Source organism: Nonomuraea sp. NPDC050643 (assembly GCF_040654715.1).
In the GTDB taxonomy this organism is placed as follows: domain Bacteria; phylum Actinomycetota; class Actinomycetes; order Streptosporangiales; family Streptosporangiaceae; genus Nonomuraea.
Window position 1 is genome coordinate 205,297 of the sequence record NZ_JBFAIM010000017.1, and the last position, 17,299, is coordinate 222,595.

Genomic DNA, 17,299 nt, shown 5'->3' on the forward strand with positions numbered 1-17,299 from the left:
GGCGACCGGGCCGTCCGACGACCGCCACGACCCCTCTGATGTGCGGAAATGAGAGGATGTTCGATATGAACGTGCGCAGCAGGAACAACGTTCAGGTGATCGGGCGCAAGGGCGGCCCGGTCGTCATGCTCGCCCACGGTTTCGGCTGCGACCAGAACCTGTGGCGGCTGGTGGTGCCCGTCCTGGCCGAGGAGTCCGAGGTGGTGCTCTTCGACTACGTGGGCTCGGGCCGGTCGGACCTGTCGGCCTGGCGCGAGGAGCGGTACGCCGTCCTCGACGGCTACGCCGAGGACGTCCTCGACATCTGCCGCGAGCTGGACCTGCGCGACGTGGTGTTCGTGGGCCATTCGGTCAGCGCCATGGTCGGGGTGATGTGCGCGGCCCGCGAGCCGGCCCGGTTCGCGAAGCTGGTGCTGCTCGTCCCCTCCCCCTGCTACATCGACCACCTCGACTACCGGGGCGGGTTCAGCGCCGAGGACATCGACGAGCTGCTCGACTCGCTGGAGGCCAACTACCTGGGCTGGTCGGCCACCATGGCGCCGCTGATCATGGGCAACCCGGACCGGCCGGAGCTGGCCGAAGAGCTGATCAACAGCTTCTGCCGTACCGATCCGAACATCGCCAGGGTCTTCGCGCGCACCACGTTCCTCACCGACAGCCGCGCCGACCTGGCCACCGTGCGCGTGCCGACGCTGATCCTGGAGTGCGCCGAGGACGCGATCGCCCCGCGCGAGGTGGGCGCCTACGTGCACCACGCGATCCCGGGCAGCCGTCTCATCACGCTGGCGGCCACCGGGCACTGCCCGCAGCTCAGCGCCCCCGAGGCCACCGCCGCCGCCATCGCCGCCTTCGTCCGGGAAAGCCCGTCATGAAGGGCGGGGAGCACGCGGCCTACGCCGCGCTGCTGGAGGTCAGCGCCGAAGACCTGTACGAGAACGCCCCATGCGGCTATCTGTCCACGCTCATGGACGGGAGGATCGTCAAGGTCAACGAGACCCTGCTGTCCTGGCTCGGCCGCACCCGCGACGAGCTCGTGGGCCGGCGGCGCTTCGCCGACCTGCTGACCGTCGGCGGCCGGATCTACCACGAGACCCACTTCGCGCCGCTGCTGCGCATGCAGGGCGAGATCAGCGGCATCGCGCTGGAGCTCAAGGCCGCCGACGGCACACGCCTGCCGGTCCTGGTCACCTCCACGGTGAAGACCGGCGACGACGGCGAGCCGCTGCTGGTCCGCAGCACGATCTTCGACGCGAGCGACCGGCGCGCGTACGAGATCGAGCTGCTGCGCGCCCGCATGGAGGCCGAGGAGGCCCGCGCCGCCGCCGAACGGGCCCGGGAGGCCGCGGAGCAGGCGCGCGAGGCGGCCCAGTACGAGCACGAGCACCTCCAGGGCGTGCTCGCCACGCTGCAGCGCAGCCTGCTGCCGCCGTCGCTGCCGGACGTGCCGGGGCTGGAGGCCGTCGCCTACTACCACACGGCCTCCCCTGACAACCTGGGCGGCGACTTCTACGACCTCTACCCGCTGGGGGACGGCCGCTGGGGCTTCTTCCTCGGCGACGTGAGCGGCAAGGGCCCCGGCGCGGCGGCCGTGACCTCGCTGGCCCGCTACACGCTGCGGGCCGCCGCCCTGCACGACCCCGCCCCCGCCGCCCTCCTGTCCACCCTCAACACCGCCATGTACGCGGGGCGCAGCGGCGAGGAGGGCCGCTACTGCACGATCATCACGGGCGTCCTCACCCCCACCGGCGACGGCTTCACCGTCACGCTGGCCAGCGGCGGCCACCCGCCACCCCTCCTGCTGTACGCCGACGGCCGCGCCGGTTACCTCCCCACCACCGGCGGGACGCTCATCGGTCTGCTGGCCGAGGCGCCCTCGACGACCGTGGAGACACGGCTGCGACCCGGCGACACGCTGCTCCTCTACACCGACGGCCTCATCGAGGCCCGCACCGACGACTCACCCGAAACCCCGGACGACGCACCCGACGACGCGCCGGACGACGACGGTCGCTACGGCGAGCACGCTCTGCGGATCTTCGCCGCGCATCTCGCCCCCGCGACGCCCGGCGGTGTCATCGCCGCGATGGCGGCCCTGCTGGACGATCTGGGCGAGGGCCTCGACGACGACACCGCGCTCCTGGCCCTCGGCGTGCCGCGCGCTCCGATCGCGTGAAGGTCATCGTCCGGCGGCGGTGAGCCGGCTCAGCAGCGCGTTCGCGGCCGGATTGGCCAGGCTGGGGCCGCGCCCGGCCAGGACCACGGTCCTGAGCGGGTCGGGCTGGCGGATGTTCACGCCGGGCAGGCCGGGCATCGACGCGGCGAACCCGTGGGGCCTGGCCGGGTCAGGTGAGCGAGCCGGTGTCCGCGTGGGAGGGGCCGGTCTCCACCTGGTGGAGCGTGCCGAACAGCGGCCAGACCAGAGCGGCCATCTCGGCGGGGGTGCGGGGACAGCCGCGGTGCAGCCAGTCGGCGGCCACGCCGATGAGCGCCCCCGCGGTGAACGCGGCCGGGACGTCGTGCGGGCCGTCCGGCGGCAGGCCGGCGTATTGCGGCAGCTCACCGCCGACGACGGCCTGGTGCAGGCGGTCGTGGATGGCCGCGGTGGCCCGGCGGCGGATGTGGTCGGCGACGCGCGCGCTGCCCTGCGGCCCCAGCAGTGCGCGGTAGAGCCCGGCGTGCTCGGCGAGGCTGGCGAAGAACGCCTCCAGTGACTGGGTCGCCTCGGGCCCCGGGTTCGCCGCGTCGATGTCGGCGCCCGGCAGGGACTCGATCAAGTTGTCGATCATCGCGGTGCAGGCGGCCTCGGCCAGCTCGTGCACGTCGCGGTAGTGGTCGTAGAAGGTCGAGCGGCTCACTTCGGCACGTTCGGCGACGTCGGCGACGGTGATCCGGGACAGGTCCTGCTCCTCGACGAGTTGGAGGAGCGCGCGTGCCAGGGCCGTGTGAGTGCGGCGCACGCGCCGGTCGCCCGGGGGCGTGTTGCTGTTCTTAGTCGTGGCCACGCCTTTCACCTTACCTTCACCCTACATGTGCAGGATTTCCGACACGTGTAGGGTAACCTGGTCTCACGGGACGACCGAAAGGACACGTCATATGCGGATTCGCGTACGCCGGGGTGCCGCCCTGTGACGCCCCCCGAGCGCATCCTGATCGTCGGCGCGTCGGCCGCCGGGCTGAGCACGGCCGAGGCGCTGCGGCGGCACGGCTTCGAGGGCCGGTTGACGCTGCTGGGTGCCGAGCTCCACTCGCCTTACGACCGCCCGCCGCTGTCGAAGCAGGTGCTGGCCGGCGACTGGGAGCCGGGCCGGGCCCAGCTCCGTACGCGGGCGCAGCTCGACGGGCTGAACGCCGAGTTCGCGCTGGGCGAGCCCGCCGCCGCGCTGGACGCGGCGGCCCGCGCCGTCACCACCGCCTCCGGCCGTGTGCTGCGGGCCGACGCCGTGGTCATCGCCACCGGCCTGACCCCGCGGCGGCTGCCCGGCCAGGACGGGCTCGCGGGCGTGCACGGGCTGCGCGGTCTCGACGACGCGCTCGCGCTGCGCGCCCACCTGACCGCCGCCAGGCGGCTCGTGGTCGTCGGCGAAGGGGTGCTGGGCGCGGAGATCGCCGCCACCGCCCGCGCCATGGGCCTGGACGTCACGCTCGCCGGCATGGGCTCCACCCTGCTCGGCGACCAGGTCGGCGACGTGATCGGCGCGAGGCTGGCCCGTACGCACACCGAGCGCGGCGTACGGCTGCGGCTCGGCGTCGCGGTCGAGGGGCTGGCGGGCGCCGACGGCCGCGTCACCGGCGTGCGGCTGGCCACCGGCGAGCTCCTGCCCGCCGACGCGGTCGTGGTGGCCATCGGTTCGCGGCCGGGGACCGGCTGGCTCGAGGGCAGCGGGCTCACCGTGGGCGACGGCGTGGAGTGCGACACGCGCTGCCGCGCGGCCGAGGGCGTCTACGCCGTCGGGGACGTGGCCCGCTGGGAGCACGAGGGTCTCGGCCGGCGGCTGCGCCTGGAGAACCGTACCAACGCGACCGAGCAGGCCCAGGTGGTGGCGGCCAACCTGCTCGGGGCCGATCGGCCGTACACGCCGGTCCCGTACTTCTGGACCGACCAGTACGACGTCAAGATCCAGGCCCACGGCCTCCCGTCACCGGCGGCCGAGGTCGGCATCACCGACGGCGACCCGGCGGACGGCCGCTTCACCGCCGTCTACCGGGAGGACGGCCAGGTCACCGGAGTGCTCGGCTGGAACATGGCCAAGCAGGCCCGCCTGCTGCGGCAGCAGTGCCTCGGCGCCTGGCAGACCGCCCCGCCCCTGGCCCGCGCGTGACGCCCGTTCGCGGGCGACCAACCATCCCCTCACAAGGAGAACTCCTCATGAGTGTCGACGAGCAGGTCCTGCGCTACCCGATCCCCGCCGACGCGGCCCTGGAGCCGCCCGCGGAATGGGCGGAGCTGCGCAGCAAGTGCCCGGTGGCCCACGTGACGCTGCCCAGCGGCGACCAGGCGACGCTGCTGACCCGGTACGACGACGTCAAGGAGGTGCTCGCCGACCCGCGCTTCACCCGTCAGCTCAACGCGCCCGACGCGGCCCGCCTGTCGGCCGAGGGCGGCGGGGTGTTCAGCAGCGAGTTCGCGGCGATCATCCCCGACGGCGGCGAGGAGCACCAGCACTGGCGGCGCCTGGTCGGCCGGTGGTTCACCGCCAAGCGCATGGCGGCCCTGCGGCCCTCGATGGCCAGGATCGCCGAGGAGCTCATCGACGAGATGGTGGAGCGCGGCGCCCCCGGCGACCTCAAGGCCGCGCTGGGCTTCCCGCTGCCGGTGTACGTCATCTGCGACATGCTCGGTGTGCCGGCCGAGGACCGGGACCGGTTCTCGTACTGGTCCGACACCCTGCTCAACCTGACCCGCTACGGCAAGGAAGAGATCGACGCCGCGCAGGCCGCGTTCTTCCAGTACATGTCCGAGCACGTCGCCGCCAAGCGCGCCGAGCCGGGCGACGACCTGCTGAGCGAGCTGATCGCGGTCGGCGGCCCCGAGGACGGCGGGCTGAACGACCTGCAGATCCTGGTCACCGGCATGGCGCTGCTGGTCGCCGGGCACGAGACCACCGCCAACATGATCGGCAAGATGGTCTCCATGCTGCTGGCCGACCGCGGCCGGTGGGAGCAGTTGCTGGCCGACCCGAAGCTGATCCGCACGGCGGTGGAGGAGACGCTGCGGCTCGACGCCAACTCCGGCTTCGGCCTGCCGCGCTACCTGCGCGAGGAGACCGAGGTCAGCGGTACGGTCCTGCCGCGCGGCACCACCGTGGTGTGCAGCATGGCCGCGGCCAACCGCGACGAGACCGCCTTCGAGGCCGCCGACCAGATGGACCTCAGCCGCAGCCCGAACACGCACCTGTCCTTCGGGGCCGGCGCCCACTCCTGCCTGGGCCAGTCGCTGGCCCGTACCGAGCTGCAGGTCGTGCTCGAGGTGCTGCTGCGCAAGCTGCCGGCCCTGGAGCTGGCCGTGCCGGTGGAGGAGCTGGAGCGCGTCGAGGGGCTCGCCGTCGGCGGCCTGCGTACGGTGCCGGTCCGCTGGTGAACCCGACCACAAGAGAGGAACCCGTTTCATGAAGATCATCGTCGACGAGGACAAATGTTGCGGCGCCGGGCAGTGCGTGCTGATCGCGCCCGACGTGTTCGACCAGCGCGAGGACGACGGCATCGTCATCCTGCTCGAACCGGAGCCGGGCGAGGACCAGCATGTCCTGGTACGCGAGGCCGCCGCGGTCTGTCCCGCCGCGGCCATCGAGGTCAACGAGCAGGCGTGAGCCGATGAACCGGCAGGTGGCAGTGATCATCGGCGTCGGCGGCATGGGCCGGGCCGTCGCAGAGCGCGTGGGCGCCGGGGCCCGGCTGCTGGTCGCGGACTTCGACCAGGAGTCGCTGGACTCGGTCACCGAACGGCTGCGGGACCAGGGCCATGACGTGACCCCGCAGCGCGTCGACGTCTCCTCACGGGAGTCGGTCGCCGCGCTCGCCGCGCGGGCGGCCTCGCTGGGGGAGGTCCGGTCCGTGGTGCACACGGCCGGGCTGTCTCCGGTGCAGGCGCCCGTACCGGCGATCCTGGCGGTCGACCTGCTCGGGGTCGCGCTGGTGCTGGAGGAGTTCGGCCAGGTCGTCGCCGCCGGTGGGGCCGGCGTGGTCATCGCGAGCATGGCCGGGCACTTCCAGCCCGCCCTCTCCGGCGATGACGCGCTGCGCCTGGCCACCGTGCCGGCCGGCGAGCTGCTGTCCCTGCCGGTCACCGCCGAGAGCCGCTTCGCCGACTCCGGCAGCGCCTACGGCTTCGCCAAGCAGGCCAACCATCTGCGCGTCCAGGCCGCGAGCACGGCGTGGGGGGCCAGGGGCGCCAGGATCAACTCGATCAGCCCCGGCGTCATCGCCACCCCCATGGGGCGGGCCGAGCTGGACAGTGAGCATGGCGCGATCATGAAGGCGATGGTGGACGCCTCCAACGCCGGCCGGGTCGGCACCCCCGCCGACATCGCCGCCGCCGTCGACTTCCTGCTCGGCCCCGCCGCCGCGTTCATCTCCGGAACGGACCTGCTCGTGGACGGCGGTGTCATCGCCGCCGCCCGCACCGGCCGACTCGGCTGACAGCGACCGCGGCACCGCAGGGAGCCCGGAGCCCGGCGATGAGCTCCGCCGGCACGGACGCCCGGCCTCCTCCCCCGGCATGATCCTGCGACCGCCGGGAAAAGAGCCGATCCGGAATCAGGTGCGTGCCGCCGCGATCACCCGCAGCAGGGCCTGGTGCAGGTCCTGCAGCTCTTCGAGCTCCATCCCGAGGCGGGCCACGATGGCCGGCGGGATCTTCTCCGCCTCGGCCCGCAACCGGCGGCCGGTGGGGGTCAGGGTGACGGCCAGGGCGCGCTCGTCCTGGGCGTTGCGCTCGCGGTGGAGGTAACCCAGGGCCTGGAGCCGCTTGAGCAGGGGCGACAGGGTGCCGGGGTCGAGCTGGAGCAGCTCCCCCAGCTCCTTGACCGAGAGGGGCTCCTGCTGCCAGAGCGCGAGCATGACCAGGTATTGCGGGTGCGTGAGCCCCATGGGCTGCAGCAGCGGCCGGTAGAGCCCGATCACGCTGCGCGAGGCGATGCTCAGGGCGAAGCACACCTGGCGCTCCAGAGCCAGGGGATCTGTTGTCTCTGTCACAGGCTCCATCCGTTGCGCCTCCAACGGCTTCTGGTAAATTACTTTGTGCACCAACTAATAGCCTACAAAATACCCTCACGCAAACGAAGGGCATCCTGGTGTTTCACCGCAAGCCACTCGAGGAGCGCATCGCCGAGCGCCAGGCCAAGCTCCGCCCCCTTGAGGAGGGCAAGCACTTCGAGCACGGCCCCGCCAAGTTCATCTTCGTCACGCTGATCGCCGCGGTCGTGCTCATGCACGTGGTGGGCCTGGCCGTCGTCATGCACTTCTACTCCTGACGAGCGGCGCTCCGGCATATCCCCCGCGTACGCGGGAAGCTCCTATGGGCCCACATGAGATGCCGCGAAGTGCGCGAAAGGAGTCCGGACATGGCCCACGAGAACGGCACGGCAGGCCGGCCCGAGACGATCAAGCTGATCGTGGACATCGCCACCGACAGTGCGGACTCCACCGTCTGGGACGTCGTCGACACGGGCATCCCGGTGACGGCGTGGCGCACGATGACCGACGACGACAGGCGCAGGTGCGGCGAGGAGCACTACCGCGCGTGGGCGTCGCGCCACCTCCACGGCGGATGGGCGGTGCAGCCCGGCGGACGTCAGCGGCCCGGCCGTTTCGAGGCCGGCCGCCCCAGTGCCCACCACGCCCCACCGATGCCCGCCTGAGCCGATCGGGCTTCCCCTTCGGCTTGCCCCGCCTGTTCCCCCGCGCCCCCTTGACCGAGGAACAGCGTCATCCGTGACCGGGGGACAGCGTCATCCGCCTGAATCGGGCGGCGCGTCACCTGTCCAGCGGCGGGAATCAGCGCTGGCAGCGGCCGAAGTCGACCACGTAGGTCCCGCCGTCGCTCGCGCCGGCCCCGGCCGGGTCGGCGGCACCGGCCGCGACGCCGATGCCGACGTCGGCCATCGTCGGGCTGAGGACGATCTGGCGGTGACCGAACGTGCTGACGTACACCCACCAGCGGACGGCCGCCCTCGGCGTGCCCGCGCCGGCGCCCCACCCGGTGTAGGTGGTCTCGGCGTAGGCCCACGAGCGCGGGTTCGGGCAGTAGCCGGCGGCCGTGATGCGCGTGCCCGGCGTGGAGCCGGTCTGCGGGTTGCGGTGCGAGTCCGCGCCGGGCCGCCACCACTTCAGGGCCGCGGCGGCGTTGGCGTGCGAGAGCGCCGCGCTGTCGAGCGGCCCGTTGCGGGTCAGGGCGGCGAGCCCGGCCCTGGCGCGCTCGGCGTCGATGAGGCAGTGCACTGCCTGCCTCACCATGGTGATGTTGGCCGCCGCGGGGACCGTGTCGTAGTACGCCGCCGCGGCGGCACAGTTGGGCGCAGCGGCGGCGGGCGGGCTCAGAGCCGGGAGGGCGCCCAGGGCGACGACGCCCGCGGCTCCGAGAACCTTCATGATGCGATTCACCGCGATCTCCTTAAGTGAGGATGAACGTCCTCCAGTGATACGGCGGCGAACCGGCCGGGGCATGAGTAGCCCCTACTCACCCGTACGGGGTCCCGCCCCGTTCGGGACGGGACCCCGCGGGTGTCACAGACGGGTGGTGAACTCGTGCGTGCCCGCGCCCACCTCCTGCGGCGCGGCTCCCGGCAGGTCCACCTCGGCCACCGTGCCCGGCGGCACCGTGGCGGTGACCGTGAGCGTCTCGCCGTCCCTGACCCAGGCGACCGAGGCCGGCCCGTACGGGGTGTCGAGGCCGGCCGAGGCGTGGGTCAGCCCACCGCCGGGGCGCGGGGCGATACGCAGCCGGCCGTAACCGGGGGCGGCGGGGGCGAGACCGGCGACCGTGCGGTGCAGGAAGTCGGCCACCGCCCCGAGCGCGTAGTGGTTGAACGAGGTCATCTCGCCGGGATTGACCGACCCGTCCGGGAGGAGGCTGTCCCAGCGCTCCCAGATCGTGGTGGCCCCCATCGTGACCGGGTACAGCCACGACGGGCAGTTGCGCTGCGTGAGCAGGGCGTACGCGGTGTCGTACGCCCCCACCGCGCACAGAGCGTCGCAGACCAGCGGGGTGCCGACGAACCCGGTCCCGATGCGGTGGTCGTCGGCGGCGACCAGCTCCACCAGGCGGCGCCCGGCCCGTTCCCGCTGCCGCGGCCCGTCCAGCAGGTCCAGGCACAGGGCGAGGGCGTAGGCGGTCTGGGTGTCGCAGGCCAGCCGCCCCGACGGGGTGACGAACTCGCGCCGGAAGGCCAGGCGCACCTGCTCGGCCAGCTCCGCGTAGCGGGCGGCGTCGGCGTCGCGGCCGAGCAGCGCCGCCGTGTCGGCCACGACCTGGGCCGACCAGGCGTGGCAGGCGGTGGCGACGAGCGCGTGGTCGGTCCGCGCCTTGCCCGGCTGGTCCGGCGGCGCGGCGGGGTCGAGCCAGTCGCCGAACTGGAAGCCCTCGTCCCACAGGTGATCGTCGCCGGCGAGGGAGGCGACCTGGTCGACCCACGCCGTCATGCTGACGTACTGCCGGCGCAGCAGGTCGAGGTCGCCGAAGCGCTGGTAGAGCACCCACGGCACGAGCACCGCGGCGTCACCCCACGCGGCCGTCGGCGAGACGTCGAAGGCCAGCGGCACCCACGGCACGAAGTGCGGCACGGTGCCCACCTCGGCCTGTTCGGCGGCCAGGTCGGCGAGCCAGGAGGACAGCGGCCCGGCGCAGTCGTAGAGGAACGCGGCGGCGGGGGCGAAGACCTGGATGTCGCCGGTCCAGCCGAGCCGCTCGTCACGCTGCGGGCAGTCGGTGGGCAGGTCGACGAAGTTGCCGCGCATGCTCCAGCGGACGTTGTCGTGCAGCCGGTTCAGCAGCGGCTCCGAGCACTCGAACGTGCCGATGGGCCGCATGTCCGTGTGGCAGACGACCGCCTGGACGTCGGCCGGGTCGAGCTCGCCCGGCCAGCCGTCGATCTGGGCGTAGCGGAAGCCGTGCGTGGTGAAGCGGGGCTCCCACTCCTCGGGATCGGCGTCGCCACGCAGCGTGTACTGGTCGAACGCGGCCGCGTCGCGCAGCGGGCGCAGCGCCAGGGCGCCGTTCTCCAGGACCTCGGCGTGGCGGAGGGAGACGGTGTGCCCGGCGGGGCCCTGGACGCGGATGCGCAGGCGGCCGGCGATGTTCTGGCCGAAGTCGAGGATGGTCTCGCCGTCCGGGCCGGTGAGCACGCCGGCCACGGGGAGGGTCTCGGTGCGGCGCACGGGCGGGCCGGTCGGGGCGACGAGCAGGGCGGGGTCGTGGGCCAGGGCGTCGGCGGGCAGCCAGGAGGCGTCGTCGAAGCCGGGCCGCGACCAGCCGGTGGGCAGCAGGCGGTCGTCGTGCTTCTCGCCGTCGTACAGGCTGGTGGCGGTGACGGGGCCGCTCGCGCAGCGCCACGAGCCGTCGGTGACCACGACGTCGGTGGTGCCGTCGGCGTAGGTGACTTCGAGCTGGGCGATGAGGGCGGTGCGGTCGCCGTACAGGTCGGTCTTGCCGCCGAGGAAGCCGATGCGGCCACGGTACCAGCCGTCTGCGAGGGTGGCGCCGATGGCGTTGCCGCCCTCGCGCAGCAGGGCGGTGACGTCGTGGGTGCGGTAGCGCAGGCGGTGGCCGTAGCTGCTCCAGCCGGGGGCGAGCACGTCGTCGCCGACGACGACGCCGTTGATCTCGGCCTCGAACACGCCGTGGGCGGTGATGTACAGGCGGGCGGAGGCGACGGGGGCGCGCAGGGTGAAGTCGCGGCGCAGCAGCAGGGCGGGGCCGTCGGGCACGCCCAGCAGGTCGAGCGGCGGCGCCGCCGCCTCGGCCTGCCAGTCGGCCGGTTCCAGGAGCCCGGTCTCCACGCACGACCAGGGGCTCCAGTCGCTGGCGGAGCCGTCGGCGCCGTGGACGCGCACGCGGGCCTCGCGCCGTTCGCGCGAGCCCAGCGCCGCGCTCGGCCAGGGCACGAGCACCGACGCGCCGGACTCGACGCGGCCGGTCGTGGCGCCGTCGCCGAGCTCGATCTCGTACGCCTGCTGCCGCCAGTCCGCCAGGTCGGTCGTGACGGTCCAGGACAGGCGCGGGGCGGGCTCGCCGATGCCGAGGGGGTCTTGGTGGTGTTCGAACGTGGGCGCTGTGACGGTCAGCAAGTTGCTCCTTAGGTCAGCCCTTGATGGCGCCGGCGGTCATCCCGGCGACGATCTTGCGGTTGAAGAAGACGAACAGCAGCAGCGGCGGGATCGTGATGAGCACGATGTCCATGAACAGCAGGTTCCACTGGGTGTTGTACTGGCTCTGGAAGTTGTAGAGGGTGAGCTGGACGGTGGCGTTGTCGTCGCCGGGCAGGAAGTACAGCGGGTTGACGAAGTCGTTGAAGACGGCCACCGAGCTGGTCAGCACGACCGTGATGGTGACCGGCCGCAGCAGCGGCAGGATGACGCGGAAGAACAGCCGCAGCCCGTCGCAGCCGTCGATCATGGCGGCCTCGTCCAGTTCGCGCGGGATGGCCGCGATGAACGCCCTGAACAGCAGTACCGCGTACGACAGCCCGAAGGCGACCTCGACCAGGATCAGCCCCGGCATGGTCTTGAACAGGCCGAGCGCCTGCAGCAGCCAGATCGTGGGCACGATAGCGGGCGGGATGATCAGCCCGGACAGCACCAGGAAGTCGGCCACCCTGCCGACCTTGCCGGCCCGGCGCTGCAGCACGAACGCGGCCATCGCGGAGAAGACCACGATCAGGGCCACCGACGCGACGGTCAGGATCGTGCTGTTGACGAAGGCGCGCAGCAGCACGTAGTCGCGGGCCTCGATGACCTGGACGAAGTTCTGGACGACGGGCCAGTTGGCGGGCCAGGCGAAGTCCAGGTCCGCCGACTGGACGGTGTCCTTGACCGAGGTCAGCAGCATGAACGAGAACGGCACCAGGAAGATCGCGGTCGCCAGGACGAGCGCGACCCCTTCGACGCCGAGCCTTCTCAGCGCTCTCATATCGCCACCTGCCTCTTGCCGAGGAAGTAGTTGAGCGGGACGACGATGGCCGTGACGACCACGAACAGCAGCACGTTCCCGGCCGTGGACAGGCCGAAGAAGCCCGCCTGGTACTGCTTGTAGATGATCGAGGCGATGGTGTCGCTGGTGAAGCCGGGCCCGCCGCGGGTCATCGTCCAGATCAGGTCGAACGAGCGCAGCCCGCCGATGAACGACAAGATGATCACCGAGTAGGTGGCCGGCCAGCTCAGCGGCAGCGTGACGTGCCGGAACCGGTGCCAGGCGCCGCCCCCGTCCACCTCCACGGCCTGGTAGTAGTCGCGCGGGATGGACAGGATGCCCGCGATGTAGATGACGGTGGCGATGCCCACGCCCTTCCACACGTCCACGAGCGCGACCGACAGCAGCGCCGTGTTGGCGTCGCCGAGCCAGTCGGGCCCGTCGACGCCGACCAGCGCGAGGGTCTTGTTGACCAGGCCGGTGTCCGGCCGCAGCAGCGCGCTGAACGTGATGCCCACGGCCACGGTGGACACCAGCACCGGGAAGAACACCACCGAGCGCAGGAACCCGCGCAGCCGCAGCTTCGAGGTGAGCGCCACGCCCAGCAACAGCCCGAGCACGACCTTCAGCCCGCTGGTGACGACCGCGTAGATGAGGGTGTTCTGGAACCCGATGCGCAGGTTCTGCTCCGACAGGAAGTCGCTGAAGTTCTCCAGCCCCACGAAGGTGCTGTCGAACAGGGTCCAGCGGGTCAGGGCGAAGTAGAAGGCCATCACCGTCGGCACCAGGAAGATCACCAGGTAGACGACGGCGGCCGGCACGTACAACGTGTACGGGTAGGCCGACCGGTGCTTGGCCCGGCGGGCGTGCCGCATGCTCTCGGCCGGGCCGGGCCCCGTGCGGGGCCCGGCCGCCTGCTCCGTCACCACCCCGCGAGGCCCAACTGCTTGGCCTGCTTCTCCACGTCCTTGTCGTACTGTGCGGCCCCTTCGGCGGGCGTCGTGAGCCCGGAGCCGACCGCGACCGTGATCTGCTCGAGCGAGGGGCCCTTCACCGGGGAGACGAACTCCAGCGCGGGCGCGATGGCGCCCTTGTCGACGTAGACCTGGAGGTCCTTGGCGGCCTGGATGGCGTCGTCGGGCAGCTTGGCGCCCTGGACCCGGTACGGCCCCGTCGGCGGGACGGCCTTGTTGACCACGTCGGCGGCGGCCGGCGAGGCCACGAAGGCCAGGAACTTCTTGGCCGCGTCGACCTTCTCGGTGGTCTTGGCGATGTAGACGCCGGCGGGCTCCCAGATCGTGGCGCCGTGCTTGGCCGGGTCGGTGCCCGGGATGCCGAAGAAGCCGACGTCGGTCCCCGCCTGCGGCAAGGTCGCCATCACCGGCGGCAGGGCCGAGCTGAGCATCGGGTAGTGCGCGCCCTTGCCCTCGGCCAGCATCTTGACGCCCTGGTCGTTGGTGGCCGAGCCGAAGCCCTCGTTGAGGTAGCCCTTGGCGTGCACGTCGGCCAGGTGCTGGAACCCGGACACGGCGGCGGGCGTGGTGGCGAACTTGGCCTTGCCCGCGGTGTAGTCCTGGGCGAAGTTCGGCGTCGCGGCCTGGACGTTGTAGTAGTCGGCGAGCACGAACAACTGCGAGGTCCAGGTGTCCTTGAACGTCGAGATCACCGGCGCGACGCCGGCCGCCTTGATCTTGTCGTTGTTGGCCATGAACTCCGCCCACGTCGCGGGCACCTTCAGGCCGAGCCGGTCGTAGATCTTGCGGTTGTAGAGGATGCCGCCGCCGGTCACCGTGCCGGCGGGGACTCCGTACGCCTTGCCCGCCTGGCTCACCACCGGCAGGAAGTCCTTCTGCACGTTCTGCAGGACCGGGTCGCCGGTGAGGTCGACCATGGTCTGGGCCGGGTTGAGGGCTTGGAGCAACGACCCGGAGTTGTACCAGAACACATCCGACATGTCGCCCGTCGAGAGCCGGGTCTTGACGATGTTGTCGCCCTCGGTGCCGCCCGGCCGGGTCTCCGTCTCAATTTTGATCTTTGGGTTGGCCTGCATGAAGGCATCGGTGAGCGCCTTGGCCGTGGCGGTGGTGCCCAGGCTGTTGTCGATGAGGAAGGTCAGGGTGGCCGAGCCGTCGGCGGCGGGCCCCGAATCAGATCCAGGGCCCGAGCCGCAGGAGGTCAGGGCCGTCATCGCGAGAACGGCCAGGGCCGCTCCCGTCATGCGGTGCGAGGTCTTCACAACGCCCCTCCGGGTCCGTTGAAACGTTTTAAAGCACCCCCGATGCGAGTTAACGTAAGCGTTACGTGGGCGGTCGTCAAGAGTGCATCGAGGAGAACGGTCCCCAATCGTGATCCAACGTCAAACCGATCAGACCTGGGTCGTCAGAGCTCAGAGTGGGTAACGTTACCCATCGCGTGCGACGCTTCTGACCCGTACAATCGGGCCGCGTCGGGTCTCAAAGAGAGGCGGCGTATGGTCACGGGAGACCGGCGACGCAGGGTGACGATCACCGACGTGGCCGACCATGCCCGGGTGTCCACCACGGCGGTGTCGAAAGTGCTGCGCAACGCCTATGGCGTCAGCGCGGCGATGCGGGCGAAGGTGCAGGCCGCCATCGACGAGCTCGGTTACCGTCCGCACAACGCGGCGCGGGCGATGCGCGGCCGGACGTTCACGATCGGGGTGCTGCTGCCGCACATCAGGAACCCGTTCTTCGCCGAGATCCTCGACGCGCTGACCGAGGAGATCTCCGGTCACGGCTATCAGGCGATCATGGTCCAGGGCGGCGACGCGGATCCCGAGGCGGAGCGCCGCGCGAGTGACGCGCTGGTGGACCGGCAGGTGGACGGCGTCCTCATGGTCGCCCCCGCCTGCACCAAGGCCCAGCTCGAAGCGCTGGCCAGGAGCGTGCCCACGGTGGTGCTCGGCCGCCACGACCGCTCGGCCCTCTACGACTGCGTGCTCGATGACGACGAGGTGGGCGCCGAGCTGGTCGTCGAGCACCTCATCGCACTCGGGCACCGCCGCATCGGGCACATCACGCAGCGCGACCCTCTTTCCGGGCGGCCCGCGGCCCTGTTGCAGACCATCAGGGCCAGGACGTACGAGCGGGTGATGGCCGAGCACGACCTGGCCGACCAGATCGCCCTGGCCGCCACCGCCTACACCGAGGAGGGCGGCTACGAGGGGGCCCGCGAACTGCTGACCCGCGCGCCCCGCCCCACCGCGATCTTCGCGGGCTCCGACCAGGTCGCCTTCGGCGCGCTCGCCGCCATCCACGAGGCGGGGCTCGCCGTGCCCGGCGACATCTCCGTGGCGGGCTACGACAACGCCCGGATGATACGCCTCGCCCACATCTCGCTGACCAGCGTCGATCAGAACGGCGCCATCATGGGCAAGATCGCGGGGCGGCTGCTGCTCGAACGCATCGGCGGCCGGGCTGCGGCCGTCCGCTTCGCCGTCATCCCCACCCTCGTGACCCGCCGCTCCACCGCGCCACCCCGCTCCCGGGGCTGAATCGGCCCTTCCTTCGCTGCCGGCCGCAACCATCCAGGCGCCTCCGGACGTCGAAGAGACGGTAGGACCCAGCGGAAGGGAAGCCACATGCGTGCTGCCATCAGGTTCGTCGTCCTCCTCGCCGTGGCGCTGATCACCGTCGCGATCGCGCAGGCCGCGGCCACCGCCGCCACCGCCATCGAGTACGGGCTCATCGCCTGACTCCCGGACCAGGCCACCACCCGCCTTTACCCGGGTGGTGGCCTGGTCGAGTTCGAGCGAGTGGACCGGGCGCGCTCCGGCCGATCGGTCACCGGCGGGGGTCGATGTGGATCTTCGGGCCGGGGCCGGCGCCGGACGGGCGGTGCCCGGCCAGGACGCCGGCGCTCTCGGCCAGGCCCACCGTGGCGGCCACCAGCGGCCGGGCGTCGACCGAAGCGCCCGCGTAGGCCGCGATGGCGCCGGCCAGACCGGCCGAGCCGCCCAGGATGCCGACGGCGGTGACGTCCTTGAGCAGCATGTCACGGGTGTCGAGGATGCTCGGGCTGACGGCCACGCCGATGTAGGCCACGCGCCCGGCGGGTTCGACCAGGTCGACCGCGAGAGCGGGCAGCTCGGGCGCGTTGGAGGCGTCGATGACGGCGCTCCAGGGCAGCGCGGGCAGGTCGGGGCGGGTCCAGGCGCCGGCGAAGCCCAGGGTCCGGGCCAGGCGCAGGCCGTCGTGGTCGCGGCCGAGCAGGTGGACCTCGAACCCCTCGGCCCGGGCGAACAGCGCCGCCAGCAGGCCGATCGTGCCCGTGCCCAGGATCAGCAGCCGCTCCCCCGGCCGCAGCGCGGCGGCGCGTACCGCCCGCAGGGCGTTGCCCCCGGGCTCGACCAGCGCGCCGAGCGCGGGGTCCACCGTGTCCGGCAGCGCGTGCAGGGCCGTGACCGGGACGGCGAGCCGCTCGGCGAGGGCTCCGGCGAAGCCGCGGCTGATGCCGATCTCGGCCAGCTCGCCGCACACGTGGTGGCGGCCGGCGCGGCAGCGGTCGCAGTGCCCGCAGCCGAGCATGGTGTCGCCGGTGACCCGCCGACCCAGCCACGAGGGATCGACGCCCGCGCCGAGCTCGGTGACGGCGCCGCACCACTCGTGCCCAGGGCGCAGCGGATACCACGACCGGCCGGTGTGCAGGTAGCTCATCTCGCCGGTGAACAGCTCCACGTCGGTGCCGCACACACCGGCCCGCTCGACCTCCACGACCACCTGGCCGGGCGCGGCGACCGGGGGCTCGACCTCCTGGACCCCGGCCTTGCCCGGGCCGGTCAGGACCAGTGCGCGCACTAGCGGGGTCCCACGACCTGCTGGCGCTGGCTGCCGAGCCGGTCGATGCCGAGTTCGATGAGGTCGCCGGGCTGGAGCCAGATGGGTGGGGTGTGGCCCATGCCGACGCCGGGTGGGGTGCCGGTGTTGATGAGGTCGCCGGGTTCGAGGACCATGAACTGGCTCAGGTGGTGGACGATGACGTAGGGGTTGAAGATCATTGTTTTGGTGGTGCCGGTCTGGCGGCGTGTGCCGTTGACGTCGAGCCACAGGGTGAGGTCGGTGACGTCGGGGATCTCGTCGGGGGTGGCCAGCCAGGGGCCGGCGGGGTTGAAGGTCTCGGCGGATTTGCCTTTGCTCCATTGGCCGCCGCGTTCCATCT

18 protein-coding genes are annotated in these 17,299 nt (G+C 72.1%); 9 read left to right on the forward strand and 9 right to left on the reverse strand.

What is annotated here, in order from left to right; all coding sequences use genetic code 11:
- The first annotated feature begins 65 nt into the window (after positions 1–65).
- Both AB0I15_RS24525 and AB0I15_RS24530 read left to right on the forward strand, forming a co-directional pair.
- Positions 66–872, forward strand: a complete 807-nt coding sequence (locus tag AB0I15_RS24525) for an alpha/beta hydrolase (protein ID WP_358099682.1) — start codon at positions 66–68, stop codon at positions 870–872.
- Positions 869–2,173 (forward strand): SpoIIE family protein phosphatase, encoded by a 1,305-nt coding sequence (locus tag AB0I15_RS24530; protein ID WP_358099684.1) that lies wholly within the window; start codon positions 869–871, stop codon positions 2,171–2,173. The genes AB0I15_RS24525 and AB0I15_RS24530 overlap by 4 nt, the downstream gene beginning before the upstream one ends.
- Positions 2,174–2,342: 169 nt before the next feature.
- Here AB0I15_RS24530 and AB0I15_RS24535 read toward each other — a convergent pair whose 3' ends face one another.
- Positions 2,343–3,002, reverse strand: a complete 660-nt coding sequence (locus AB0I15_RS24535) for a TetR/AcrR family transcriptional regulator (protein WP_358099687.1) — start codon at positions 3,000–3,002, stop codon at positions 2,343–2,345.
- Between the two features lie 123 nt (positions 3,003–3,125).
- On the opposite strand from AB0I15_RS24535, the gene AB0I15_RS24540 reads away from it, so the two are divergent.
- From AB0I15_RS24540 to AB0I15_RS24555, 4 genes are read left to right on the forward strand one after another with little or no spacing between them, the layout of a single operon-like run.
- Complete coding sequence (locus AB0I15_RS24540) at positions 3,126–4,319, forward strand: FAD-dependent oxidoreductase (RefSeq protein ID WP_358099690.1); 1,194 nt, start codon at positions 3,126–3,128, stop codon at positions 4,317–4,319.
- Between the two features lie 47 nt (positions 4,320–4,366).
- Positions 4,367–5,578 (forward strand): cytochrome P450, encoded by a 1,212-nt coding sequence (locus AB0I15_RS24545; RefSeq protein WP_358099693.1) that lies wholly within the window; start codon positions 4,367–4,369, stop codon positions 5,576–5,578.
- Between the two features lie 28 nt (positions 5,579–5,606).
- Complete coding sequence (locus tag AB0I15_RS24550) at positions 5,607–5,807, forward strand: ferredoxin (protein ID WP_358099696.1); 201 nt, start codon at positions 5,607–5,609, stop codon at positions 5,805–5,807.
- A 4-nt stretch (positions 5,808–5,811) separates the two neighbouring features.
- Positions 5,812–6,636, forward strand: a complete 825-nt coding sequence (locus tag AB0I15_RS24555; protein WP_358099699.1) for an SDR family oxidoreductase — start codon at positions 5,812–5,814, stop codon at positions 6,634–6,636.
- A 117-nt stretch (positions 6,637–6,753) separates the two neighbouring features.
- Here the strand turns inward: AB0I15_RS24555 and AB0I15_RS24560 are convergent, their stop codons facing one another.
- Positions 6,754–7,191, reverse strand: a complete 438-nt coding sequence (locus tag AB0I15_RS24560) for a MarR family transcriptional regulator (protein WP_358099702.1) — start codon at positions 7,189–7,191, stop codon at positions 6,754–6,756.
- Between the two features lie 98 nt (positions 7,192–7,289).
- On the opposite strand from AB0I15_RS24560, the gene AB0I15_RS24565 reads away from it, so the two are divergent.
- Both AB0I15_RS24565 and AB0I15_RS24570 read left to right on the forward strand, forming a co-directional pair.
- On the forward strand, positions 7,290–7,469 hold the full coding sequence (locus tag AB0I15_RS24565; RefSeq protein WP_358099705.1) for a hypothetical protein: 180 nt from the start codon (positions 7,290–7,292) through the stop codon (positions 7,467–7,469).
- 90 nt (positions 7,470–7,559) lie between these two features.
- Positions 7,560–7,856 (forward strand): hypothetical protein, encoded by a 297-nt coding sequence (locus tag AB0I15_RS24570; protein WP_358099707.1) that lies wholly within the window; start codon positions 7,560–7,562, stop codon positions 7,854–7,856.
- A 136-nt stretch (positions 7,857–7,992) separates the two neighbouring features.
- Here the strand turns inward: AB0I15_RS24570 and AB0I15_RS24575 are convergent, their stop codons facing one another.
- From AB0I15_RS24575 to AB0I15_RS24595, 5 genes are all read right to left on the reverse strand, one after another.
- Positions 7,993–8,598, reverse strand: coding sequence for a CAP domain-containing protein (locus AB0I15_RS24575; protein WP_358099710.1), 606 nt, complete (start codon positions 8,596–8,598; stop codon positions 7,993–7,995).
- 123 nt (positions 8,599–8,721) lie between these two features.
- Positions 8,722–11,280: a family 78 glycoside hydrolase catalytic domain gene (locus AB0I15_RS24580; protein ID WP_358099713.1), complete on the reverse strand. Its 2,559-nt coding sequence runs from the start codon at positions 11,278–11,280 to the stop codon at positions 8,722–8,724.
- Positions 11,281–11,293: 13 nt separating this feature from the next.
- A complete protein-coding gene (locus tag AB0I15_RS24585) occupies positions 11,294–12,121 on the reverse strand; it encodes a carbohydrate ABC transporter permease (protein ID WP_358099716.1) in 828 nt (275 codons plus the stop codon).
- Positions 12,118–13,047 (reverse strand): sugar ABC transporter permease, encoded by a 930-nt coding sequence (locus AB0I15_RS24590; protein WP_358099719.1) that lies wholly within the window; start codon positions 13,045–13,047, stop codon positions 12,118–12,120. The genes AB0I15_RS24585 and AB0I15_RS24590 overlap by 4 nt, the downstream gene beginning before the upstream one ends.
- Positions 13,044–14,357 (reverse strand): extracellular solute-binding protein, encoded by a 1,314-nt coding sequence (locus AB0I15_RS24595; protein WP_358099721.1) that lies wholly within the window; start codon positions 14,355–14,357, stop codon positions 13,044–13,046. The genes AB0I15_RS24590 and AB0I15_RS24595 overlap by 4 nt, the downstream gene beginning before the upstream one ends.
- A 234-nt stretch (positions 14,358–14,591) precedes the next feature.
- Between AB0I15_RS24595 and AB0I15_RS24600 the strand changes: the two genes are divergently transcribed.
- Positions 14,592–15,635 (forward strand): LacI family DNA-binding transcriptional regulator, encoded by a 1,044-nt coding sequence (locus tag AB0I15_RS24600; protein ID WP_358099724.1) that lies wholly within the window; start codon positions 14,592–14,594, stop codon positions 15,633–15,635.
- Between the two features lie 289 nt (positions 15,636–15,924).
- Here AB0I15_RS24600 and AB0I15_RS24605 read toward each other — a convergent pair whose 3' ends face one another.
- A complete protein-coding gene (locus AB0I15_RS24605) occupies positions 15,925–16,938 on the reverse strand; it encodes an alcohol dehydrogenase catalytic domain-containing protein (protein WP_358099727.1) in 1,014 nt (337 codons plus the stop codon).
- On the reverse strand, positions 16,938–17,299 hold a 362-nt coding region (locus tag AB0I15_RS24610), incomplete at its 5' end, for a fumarylacetoacetate hydrolase family protein (RefSeq protein WP_358099730.1). The genes AB0I15_RS24605 and AB0I15_RS24610, both read right to left, overlap by 1 nt.